The organism is Ensifer sp. VA4 (assembly GCF_055710065.1).
In genome coordinates, this window is record NZ_JBVQPO010000088.1 from 1 (window position 1) to 255 (window position 255).

Below are 255 nucleotides of genomic sequence, written 5' to 3' on the forward strand. Positions count from 1 at the left end.
GGCTGACATGATTGTTCTCGCGCAGCGCCTTGATCTCACCCGGCGTCAGCTCCTGCGGGACGGACAGGCAAGTCTCGTCGAAGGTCTTCATGGTTTCCTTGTCGATGGTGCCTGCCGCATACATGTCTTCGACGGCGCTATGGATCGCCTCAAAGGCATCGCTCTTGAACTTGCGCTTGGTCGTCATTGCAAATCTCCAGTAGGGCGCCGGTCCCGATTTCGGCATCAAGCTCGGCCTGCGTCTTGCGCCGATAG

Annotated in this window: 1 pseudogene; it reads right to left on the reverse strand. The window is 58.8% G+C overall.

Features of this window, described 5'->3' with window-relative positions:
• A pseudogene (locus AC0C6X_RS30285) lies at positions 1-187 on the reverse strand (helix-turn-helix domain-containing protein); the annotation flags it as partial.
• Positions 188-255 lie beyond the last annotated feature (68 nt).